The following is a 10,672-nucleotide window of genomic DNA, read 5'->3' on the forward strand; positions in this document are numbered from 1 at the left end:
GGCGGCCGTGGCGGTCTCGGCAACGCCGCGCTGGCCTCGGCCCGCCGCAAGGCCCCGGGCTTCGCACTGCTCGGCGTGCCGGGCCAGGCCGGTGATGTCGTGCTGGAGCTGAAGACGGTCGCGGATGTGGCGCTGGTGGGCTATCCGAGCGCCGGCAAGTCCTCGCTGATCTCCGTGCTCTCGGCGGCCAAGCCGAAGATCGCGGACTATCCGTTCACCACACTGGTGCCCAATCTGGGCGTGGTCACGGCCGGTTCGACCGTCTACACCATCGCGGACGTGCCCGGACTGATCCCGGGCGCCAGCCAGGGCCGTGGTCTCGGGCTGGAGTTTCTGCGTCATGTCGAGCGCTGCTCGGTGCTCGTGCATGTGCTGGACACGGCCACGCTGGAGTCCGACCGCGATCCGCTCACCGACCTCGATGTCATCGAGGAGGAGCTGAAGCAGTACGGCGGTCTGGGCGACCGGCCCCGGGTCGTCGTCCTCAACAAGATCGACATCCCGGACGGCCAGGATCTCGCCGAGATGATCAGGCCCGATCTCGAACGGCGCGGCTACCGTGTCTTCGAGGCGTCGGCCGTGGCCCGTACCGGGCTCAAGGAACTGTCGTTCGCGCTTGCCGAGGTGGTCGCCAAGGCCCGTGCCGACCGGCCGAAGGAGGAGGCGACGCGGATCGTCATCCGTCCGAAGGCCGTCGACGACACCGGCTTCACCGTCACCCTGGAGGACGACGGGATCTACCGGGTGCGCGGTGAGAAGCCCGAACGCTGGGTGCGCCAGACCGACTTCAGCAACGACGAGGCCGTCGGCTATCTCGCGGACCGGCTCAGCCGCCTCGGTGTCGAGGACGCGTTGATGAAGGCTGGTGCGCGCACGGGCGACGGTGTGGCCATCGGCGGCGAGGACGACGCGGTCGTCTTCGACTGGGAGCCCACGATGATGGCGGGCGCGGAGATGCTCGGCCGCCGTGGTGAGGACCACCGGCTGGAGGCGCCGCGCCCGGCCGCGCAGCGGCGCAGGGACCGGGACGCCGAGCGGGACGAGGCGCAGAAGGAGTACGACGCGTTCGAGCCCTTCCAGGGTCTGTGACCTCAATCGCCGGACAGGCTGATTCCTGGCCCGTCCGGCGATGGAGGACGAACCGGCAGTCGGCCGTACACGGCCACAGGGCGGTCATGGCGTTTTCGCCGTGGCCGCCCCTTTCGTGTGGTTTCCCTCACGCCCGCCTTCCGGCGTGGGTTCGCGGGTGTACTAGTGTTCCCAGGTGAATCAGGGGTTGCGTACCGATGTCGCAGGGCTGTGGTCCACCTTGCAAGAGGATTGCCGCGGGTGGGACCATCGCCTCATCCTCTGAGCCCGCAAGGTAGGTCAGTTCTGTGTCTCCAACTTCCGCGCCGCCCGCGAAGCCCCGTACCACCGCAGTCGTCCTGGCGGGCGGCACCGGTCAGCGTGTGGGTCTGTCGATCCCGAAGCAGTTGCTGAAGATCGCGGGGAAGGCGGTCATCGAGCACACACTGTCGGTCTTCGAGCGGAGCGACTCGATCGACGAGGTGATCGTGCTGATGGCCCCGGGCTATGTGCCCGATGTGGAGAAGATCGTCGCGAAGGCCGGACTGGCCAAGGTCAGCAGGATCATCGAAGGCGGCGCGACCCGGAACGAGACCACCGAGCGCGCCATCGCGGCCCTGGGCGAGGGCCTGGCGGCGGGCGAGGACCGCAATGTGCTCTTCCATGACGCCGTGCGCCCGCTGCTGTCCCAGCATGTGATCAAGGACTGTGTGGACGCGCTGGAGCGCTACCAGGCCGTGGATGTGGCGATCCCGTCCGCGGACACGATCATCGTGACCCGTACGCACGGCGAGGACGGCGAGTTCATCACGGACGTGCCCGACCGGTCCCGGCTGCGGCGCGGCCAGACGCCGCAGGCGTTCAAGCTCTCCACCATCCGCAGGGCGTACGAGATCGCCGCCGGCGATCCCAACTTCCAGGCGACCGACGACTGTTCGGTGGTGCTGAGGTATCTGCCGGACGTGCCGATCCATGTCGTGGCGGGCGACGAGTTCAATATGAAGGTGACGCAGCCGGTCGATGTCTTCATCGCCGACAAGCTCTTCCAGCTCGCCTCCTCCGCCGCTCCTCAGCAGTCCTCCGACGACTCCTACCGCGAGCTGCTCGCCGGTAAGACGCTGGTCGTCTTCGGCGGCTCGTACGGCATCGGCGCGGACATCGCCCAGCTCGCCGAGAGCTTCGGCGCCACGGTGTACGCGCTGGGACGCTCCACGACCGGTACGCATGTCGAGAACCCGGAGCATGTCGACGACGCGCTCTCGCGCGCCTATGGCGAGACCGGCCGTATCGATTACGTGATCAACACCGCGGGCGTGCTGCGTATCGGCAAGCTGGCCGAGACGGACAACACCACCATTCAGGAAGCGCTGAACGTCAACTATCTCGCGCCGGTGCAGATCGCCCGCGCCTCGTACAAATACCTGGCCGAGACCAAGGGCCAGCTGCTGCTCTACACCTCCAGCAGTTACACGCGAGGCCGTGCCGAATACAGCCTGTACTCCTCCACGAAGGCGGCCATGGTGAATCTCACCCAGGCCCTCTCCGACGAATGGGCGGGCGATGGAATCCGGGTCAATTGCGTGAATCCGGAGCGCACGGCCACACCGATGCGCACCAAGGCGTTCGGCCAGGAGCCCGAAGGCTCGCTGCTGTCCTCCGAGGCGGTCGCCAGGACCTCGCTCGACGTGCTGCTCTCCGAGCTGACCGGCCATGTCATCGACGTACGCCAGCAGGACCCGACGCGTGGCGCCTCCGAGGCCTCCGACTTCGAGCAGGCACTCGCCGCCGTACTGGACCGTCAGGAAGATGTGTAATAATTCCTGACAATCTCTGATACGGGCCTCTGTGGTCGCCGACGTGCGAATCACGGAGGCCCGAGTTCGTCAGATCCCTTCTTCACAATTCCCTTGCAAGGTCAACAGCAGGCACGGTCTGGAGCAGGTTTTCCGTGATTTCGACAGCCATTCGCTTGGCCCGGGTGGGCAGCGGATCAGAGCTGGCAGCCGCACTACTTCTGGGAATCGCATTCCCGTGCGTCATGCTCGCCGCGATAATTCCGCATCTCTGGCTCTTCGCGGTGTCGGCCGCGGTGACCTATCTCGCGGACACCTTCCTGCATCAGCGCGGCAGCTATCTGGTGAACCGGCTGGCCAAGGTCCGCGCGGGTCTGTCGATCCGCTTTCTGATCCGGCAGATGCTGCTGGTGCTGCTGGTCGCGCGCTCGGGACTCGGCCAGGACCGGATCTTCTATGTGACCGTGGTCGCGGTGCTGGTGTTCTACGGGCTCCAGGCACCGCACGGCGCGATCGTCACCCTGCTCAGGCTGCGCCGCAGGCTGCCCGTGGTCACCCGCAACATCGACCTCGGCGCCATCCGGATCCCGGACGCGCCGCCGCCGTGGCTGCTCAACCGCTCGGCCGAGAAGATGCTCCATCTGGATGTCTTCGCCATGGTGGGAGTGCTGCTCGCCCTGGAGACCAGGGAGAACCTCTACGGCTACGCGGGCCTCGGCCTCTCGGTGCTCCTCGCCGTCGGCTATGTCATGGCCCTGCTGCCGTATCTGCGCCCGAGCCGGCTCGTACCGTCCGCCGAGAAGGTGCTGAAGGCGGTGGACGGCTGGCTGGCCGACTACAAGCCGACCGTGATGCTCTACTTCTCCGGCTCCAAGGAGTCCGCGTACCAGGTCAACATGTGGCTGGAGACGATGGACCAGCTCGAAGGACGGCCGGTGATCGTCCTGCGTGAGCGGGTGATAGCGCAGCAGCTCGGCCCGACGGCCGTACCGGTGCTCTGTGTGCCCGGCGGTGTCCATCTGATGAATCTGGATCTGTCGACCGTACGCGTCGCGCTCTACGCGGCCAACGTCGGCAAGAACATCCATATGCTGCGCGTCCCGACCATGCGGCATGTCTTCATCGGGCACGGCGACAGCGACAAGCTCGCCAGTGTCAATCCGTTCAGCAAGGCGTACGACGAGGTGTGGACCGCGGGCCGGGCCGGGCGCGACCGCTACGCGCTGGCCGATGTCGGAGTGCGCGACGAGGACATCGTGGAGGTGGGCCGTCCGCAGCTCGCCCCGATCGAGCCGGCGAGCGGCTCCGGCTCCACACGCAATCCGATCCCGACGGTGCTCTACGCGCCCACCTGGGAGGGCTGGGACGACAGCCCGGGCAACACCTCGCTGCTGCTGGCCGGCGAGAACATCGTCAAGCGGCTGCTGTCGGCGCAGCGGCCGGTCAGGGTGCTCTACAAGCCGCATCCCTTCACCGGTACGCGCAGCGCCAAGGCGAAGGCCGTGCACGAGCGGATCGTCGCGCTGGTGGAGAAGGCCGCCGCCGAGCGCGCCACCGATGCCCGCTGGACCGGGCGGAGCGCGGAGCTCGGCACCGAGCGGAGTACGGCACGGGCCGAGCTGGCCAGGATCGAGGCACGGCTGAGCGAGCTGTCCGGAGTGGCGGACGCGAGCCGGGACGAGGCGGAGGAGTCGCGCGACGCCAAGGCCGATCCGGCGCGGCAGGCCGAGCTGACCCGGCTGCGGGACGAATGGAACACCGCGTACTGGCGCTCCTTCGGCTGGTGGGAGCACCGTGTCATCGCCGGTGCCGAGCCACGGCTGTACGACTGCTTCAACGAGTCGGACGCGATGGTCTCGGACATCTCCAGCGTGGTGTCGGACTTCATCGCCAGCGGCAAGCCGTACGCGGTCACCGACTCGGCGGGCCTCGGCGCGGAGGAGTTCAAGCGGCAGAACACCGCCGTACGGGCCGCCGTGATCCTCTCCAACAGCGCCAAGGAACTGGACCAGTTGCTCGACGCGGTGACCGATCCGGCCGCCGACCGGCTGGCGGCGGACCGCCGTGAGCTGAAGCGGTATCTGCTGGGTCCCGACGAGCCGTCCTCGATCGAGCAGTTCAACGCGGCGGCGCGCGCGCTGGCGGCGAAGGCCCAGGCGCGCAACGTCGGTGTGGAACAGAGGCTGGCAGGGCCCGAGGAGGCCGCGGCGCCGGACGACTCCGCTCCCGAGAGCAACGATCTGGACTCGCCGGTACGGGGCTGAGTCCGGCCGGGTTCTCAGCGGCGGTTACGGGTGGTCAGGCCCGGCAGGGCGTCTTCGGACGCGCTGCCGGGCCTTTTCCGTAAGGGAGTTGAGTGTTGCTCCGGCGCGGCGAACGCCAACTGTGATGCGCATCACGGATACTGGAGATCGTGACAAGACAACCAACATCCGATGCCGATTGTCTTGATTTCTGATGAACGAGAAGCAAGTTCCTGACGTAAGCGTGATCGTCGGGGCGTATGAGGCGATGCCTTATCTGATCCGCTGCCTGGAATCGGTGGAGGCCCAGACGTTAGGCGCCGACCGGATCGAGATCGTTGCCATCGACGACGGTTCGACCGACGGCACAGGCGAGTATCTGGAGAAATTCGCGGCGCGCACCGCCATCCCGACCAGAGTGGTGCGACAGGCCAATTCGGGCGGTCCCAGCGGGCCGCGCAATGTCGGTCTGGGGCTGGCCAGAGGGCGCTATGTGTTCTTCCTCGACGCCGACGACTACTTGGGCGAGGAAGCGCTGGAGCGCATGGTGACCATGGCGGACCGCGCCGGTACGGATGTGGTGCTCGGCAAGATCGTGGGCGTGAACCGAGGCGCTCCCGGCTCGATGTGGACCCGTACGGCCGACCGCGTGGACATCTACAGCTCACAGGTGATCTTCACACTGAGCGCACAGAAGCTCTTCCGGCGCGAGCTGCTCGAACGGCTCGGGCTGCGCTTCGATGAGACTCTCAAGACCGGCGAGGACGCCCTCTTCACGATGGAGGCGTACATCCGGGGCAAGGGCGTCTCGGTGATCTCCGACTACACCTGCTATTACCTCGTCGGCCGCGACGACGGCAAGCATGTGACCAAGACCGGCGGTTACGCGCTGCGGTTCGAGGCCACGGGCGCCCTGATGGCGCTCATCGCCGAACTGGTGCCGGCGGGCCCCAAACGCGACCGAATGATGGTCAGACCTTTTACGGTCGGGCTGATCCAGCAGTTCGCACACGGGCTCATGAAGCAGCCGGAGGAGATCCAGCGCCACAAGATGGAGCTGGCCGCGCCGCTGATGGCCCGCTACTGGACTCCCGCGGTGGCCAGACGTATCAAGGTCGGCGAGCGGCTGCGGCTGGAGTGTGTCGCCCTGGGACGGCTCGATCTGCTCCGGGACATGCTCGACTTCATCAAGGCCGAGACCAGGCCGGAGGTGGTCCGCAAGGGCCGCGCCGGTACGCCGTATCTCGCCTTCCCGCACTTCGGGGACCACTCGACCGGCCTCAAGGACGTCTCGTACGAGGTCACCGTGCCCGACTGGGTGGGCAGACCGGGCCTGGAGCGTATCGAGGCGCCCAGGGCCGCGCGCTGGCGCAAGTCGCTGCTGATCCGGGTGGCACGGCGGGTGCGTACGCGCGTACGGACCCGGTGGACGCGCTACGCGCTGCCGTCGTCCTGAGGGTGCCGGTACCCGCCCGCGCACGCGCCGGCACACACCCGTACATGTCTGCGTGCGCCCGCACACACGGCTGAATCGGGGCGCACGCTCAAGCGCCACTCCAGGCCTGAACTATCCGGTCAAGGTGTCCAAGGGCGGGCCGTGTCGGAAATCGTAGGTAAAATCATGCTGTCGGGCGACGCCCGGACAGCATCGGACATCTTCAGCAATCGGACATCTTCAGCATGGGATAGGGATCGTGAAGGCTCTCGTACTGTCCGGCGGGGCGGGCACCCGTCTACGCCCCATCACCCACACCTCCGCGAAACAGCTCGTGCCCGTGGCGAACAAGCCGGTGCTCTTCTACGGCCTGGAGGCCATCGCCGAGGCGGGCATCACTGAGGTCGGCGTCATCGTCGGCGACACCGCGGAGGAGATCCGCGAGGCGGTCGGCGACGGCTCCCAGTTCGGGATAAAGGTCACCTATCTCCAGCAGGACGCGCCGCTCGGGCTGGCGCACGCCGTCCTCATCGCCCGTGACTTCCTCGGCGACGACGACTTCGTGATGTACCTCGGTGACAACTTCATCGTCGGCGGTATCAGCGGACTGGTCGACGGCTTCCGCCAGGAGCGGCCCGACGCGCAGATCCTGCTGACCAAGGTGCCCAACCCGACCTCCTTCGGTGTGGCCGAACTCGACGCCGAGGGCCGGGTGGTGGCCCTGGAGGAGAAGCCGAAGGAACCCAAGAGCGATCTCGCGCTCGTCGGTGTCTATCTGTTCACTCCGGCCGTCCATGAGGCCGTGCGCTCCATCGAGCCCTCCTGGCGCGGTGAGCTGGAGATCACCCATGCCATCCAGTGGCTGATCGACCAGGACCGCGACGTCCGTTCCACGACCATCTCCGGGTACTGGAAGGACACCGGCAATGTCGCCGACATGCTGGAGGTCAACCGCTCGGTGCTGGAGACCGTCGAGCCGTGCCGCGACGGATCCGTGGACGAGGCGACGGAGATCATAGGGCGGGTCAGGATCGAGGAAGGCGCGCGCGTCACCCGCAGCCGGATCGTGGGTCCCGCGATCATCGGCGCGGGCACGGTGATCAGCGACGCCTATATCGGTCCCTTCACCTCGGTCTCCGAGGGCTGCCGGATCGAGGACAGCGAGATCGAGTACTCCATCGTTCTGCGGGGCTCCTCCCTCACCGGTGTACGCCGGGTGGAGGCGTCGCTGATCGGCCGCGATGTCGAGATCACCCCTGCTCCCCGCAACCCGTCCGCCCACCGACTCGTCCTCGGCGACCACAGCAAGGTGCAGATCTCTTCATGACCCACAGGATTCTTGTGACCGGCGGTGCCGGTTTCATCGGCTCGCACTATGTCCGTACGGTCCTCGGGCCCCAGGGCCCCGGCGATGTCGAGCTGACGGTGCTCGACAAGCTCACCTACGCGGGCAACCCGGCCAATCTCGATCCGGTCCGCGACCATCCCGGATTCGCCTTCGTCCAGGGCGACATCTGCGACGCCGAGCTGGTCGCCAAGCTGATGGCCGAGCATGACCAGGTGGTGCACTTCGCCGCCGAGTCGCATGTGGACCGCTCGATCGACGGCGGCGCCGAGTTCGTCCGTACGAATGTGGTCGGCAGCCACACCCTGATCGACGCCGCGCACCGCGCCGGTGTGAAGACCTTCGTGCATATCTCCACCGACGAGGTCTACGGCTCCATCGACGAGGGCTCCTGGCCGGAGACCCATCCGCTGGAGCCCAACTCGCCCTACTCCTCGGCCAAGGCGTCCAGCGATCTGATCGCTCTGTCGTACCACCGCACGCATGGCCTCGATGTGCGGGTGACGCGCTGCTCCAACAACTACGGGCATCACCACTTCCCCGAGAAGGTCATCCCGCTCTTCATCACCAATCTGCTGGACGGCAAGAAGGTCCCGCTGTACGGCGACGGCGGCAATGTCCGCGACTGGCTGCACATCGACGACCATGTGCAGGGCATCGAGCTGGTCCGTACGAAGGGCCGGGCCGGCGAGGTCTACAACATCGGCGGCGGCACGGAGCTCTCCAACAAGGAGCTGACCGGGCTGCTGCTGGAGGCCTGCGGAGCCGACTGGGACACCAGCGTCGAGTACGTCACCGACCGCAAGGGCCACGACCGCCGCTACAGCGTCGACTGCGCCAAGATCCGTACGGAGCTGGGATACGCGCCTCGCAAGGACTTCGCCACGGGCCTCGCGGAGACCGTGGCGTGGTACCGCGACAATCGTGCCTGGTGGGAGCCGCTGAAGGGACGTGCGGCGCTGTGAGCGGCTGGCTCGTCACCGGCGCCGGCGGGATGCTGGGCCGGGATCTGCTGGCACGGCTCGCCGCGGCGGGAGAGCGTGCGGCCGGTCTGGACCGTAGCGCGCTGGACATCACCGACGCCGACGCGGTCCGTGCCGCGCTGGAGACCTACGCGCCGGCCGTGGTGGTCAACTGCGCGGCCTGGACGGCCGTGGACGACGCCGAGGCCAAGGAGGCCGAGGCGCTGGCGGTCAACGGCACCGGGCCCCGGGTCCTCGCCGAGGCCTGCGCCGCCTCGGGCGCCGTACTGATCCAGGTCTCCACGGACTATGTCTTCGCCGGTGACGGACAGACGCCGTACGGCGAGTACGACGCCACCGGCCCGCGCAGCGCCTATGGCCGCACCAAGCTGGCCGGCGAGCGCGCGGTGCTCGACACGCTGCCGGAGACCGGCTATGTGGTCCGTACGGCCTGGCTGTACGGAGCGGGCGGCGGGAACTTCGTCCGCACGATGATCAAGCTGGAGTCCGTCAAGGACACCCTGGACGTGGTGGACGACCAGCGCGGCCAGCCGACCTGGACCGGCGATCTCGCAGAGCTGCTGGTACGGCTCGGCGCGGCGGCGCTCGAAGGAGTCGCCGAGCCGGGGATCTACCACGGCACCAGCGGCGGCGAGACGACCTGGTTCGGCTTCACCCGGGAGATCTTCCGGCTGCTCGGCGCGGACCCGGAGCGGGTCCGTCCGACGGCCAGCGAGGCCTTCGTACGGCCCGCGCCTCGGCCCGCCTACAGCGTGCTGGGACACGAGCGGTGGAAGCGAGCCGGGATCGAACCGATCAGGGAGTGGCGGGCGGCCCTGGAAGAGGCGTTTCCCGCCTTGGTTGCGGTAGAGCGCCAATCGGGTGTTACTGACCAGTAGATGTTTACGTACAACCGCCGTTCCCACTAAGTTCACTGAGAATCAATCCCCAATTTTTTGATTCTCAGTGAAGGGCCCCTTACGTGGATCGCCACGGCTTCCTGCGCCAACTGCACCGTGTGTACAAACCCCGCAACTATCTGGAAATCGGGGTCAATGACGGGCGCAGCCTGGCACTGTCCCGGGTTCCGTCGGTGGCTGTCGACCCGGCGTTCCGGGTTGTCACGGACATCAGCTGCGATGTCCATCTGGTCAAGGCCACCAGCGACGACTTCTTCGCCCGCAAGGATCCTCTGATCCATCTGCGCAACGGCCGCAATCCGTTCCGTGCGCTGGCCCGCCGGGACCCGGTCAATCTCCTCGGCGGCGACCCGAAGCTGGAGCTGTCGTTCATCGACGGTATGCACCTCTTCGAGTACGCGCTGCGCGACTTCATGAATGTGGAGAAGCTCTCCCGCTGGTCCAGCGTGATCGTCCTGGACGACATGCTGCCGCGCGATGTGGACGAGGCGGCGCGCGACCGGCACACCAAGTTCTGGGCGGGCGACGTCTACAAGGTCGCGCAGGTGCTGCGGCGCTTCCGTCCCGATCTGCTGGTGGTCGATGTCGACACCGAGCCGACCGGAGTGGTGGCCATCTTCGGCGCGAATCCCGAGAGCACGGTACTGAAGGACAAGTACGACAAGATCATCGAGGAGTATGTCGTACCGGACCCGCAGAACGTGCCCGACGAGGTGCTGGTCCGCAAGAACGCGGTACGGCCCGAGTCGCTGCTCGGCGCCGGTTTCTGGACGGGCCTGTCGCGCGCCCGTAATCTGCGCCGTCCGCGGTCGGCGTTCGCGCCGCTGCGCAAGCAGATCGAGGCGATCAGCGGCTGACGGCAAGCGCATATGGCAGGGGCCCGAGCGATTCTGGATCGCTCGGGCC

The 10,672-nt window shown here is 67.3% G+C and carries 8 protein-coding genes; all 8 read left to right on the forward strand.

The features are described 5' to 3' along the window. Window positions 1-1,089: GTPase ObgE (gene obgE / locus GA0115259_RS13710; RefSeq protein ID WP_093595842.1), on the forward strand; the 1,089-nt coding region annotated here is incomplete at its 5' end. 287 nt (window positions 1,090-1,376) lie between these two features. Next, window positions 1,377-2,882, forward strand: coding sequence for a bifunctional cytidylyltransferase/SDR family oxidoreductase (locus tag GA0115259_RS13715; protein ID WP_093595845.1), 1,506 nt, complete (start codon window positions 1,377-1,379; stop codon window positions 2,880-2,882). A 134-nt stretch (window positions 2,883-3,016) separates the two neighbouring features. Further along, window positions 3,017-5,125: a hypothetical protein gene (locus tag GA0115259_RS13720; protein WP_093595848.1), complete on the forward strand. Its 2,109-nt coding sequence runs from the start codon at window positions 3,017-3,019 to the stop codon at window positions 5,123-5,125. 193 nt (window positions 5,126-5,318) lie between these two features. Further along, entirely contained in the window at window positions 5,319-6,560 is a 1,242-nt protein-coding gene (locus GA0115259_RS13725) for a glycosyltransferase family 2 protein (RefSeq protein WP_093595851.1), read from the forward strand. A gap of 238 nt (window positions 6,561-6,798) precedes the next feature. Then, a complete protein-coding gene (locus GA0115259_RS13730; RefSeq protein WP_093595854.1) occupies window positions 6,799-7,866 on the forward strand; it encodes a glucose-1-phosphate thymidylyltransferase in 1,068 nt (355 codons plus the stop codon). Next, a complete protein-coding gene (gene rfbB, locus GA0115259_RS13735; protein WP_093595857.1) occupies window positions 7,863-8,849 on the forward strand; it encodes a dTDP-glucose 4,6-dehydratase in 987 nt (328 codons plus the stop codon). Before GA0115259_RS13730 ends, rfbB begins: the two co-directional genes overlap by 4 nt. Then, on the forward strand, window positions 8,846-9,745 hold the full coding sequence (rfbD, locus tag GA0115259_RS13740; protein ID WP_093595860.1) for a dTDP-4-dehydrorhamnose reductase: 900 nt from the start codon (window positions 8,846-8,848) through the stop codon (window positions 9,743-9,745). Before rfbB ends, rfbD begins: the two co-directional genes overlap by 4 nt. Window positions 9,746-9,828: 83 nt before the next feature. Then, window positions 9,829-10,623 (forward strand): O-methyltransferase, encoded by a 795-nt coding sequence (locus GA0115259_RS13745; protein WP_093595863.1) that lies wholly within the window; start codon window positions 9,829-9,831, stop codon window positions 10,621-10,623. Window positions 10,624-10,672: the final 49 nt, after the last annotated feature.

This window comes from Streptomyces sp. MnatMP-M17, from assembly GCF_900091995.1.
Classification (GTDB): Bacteria; Actinomycetota; Actinomycetes; order Streptomycetales; family Streptomycetaceae; genus Streptomyces.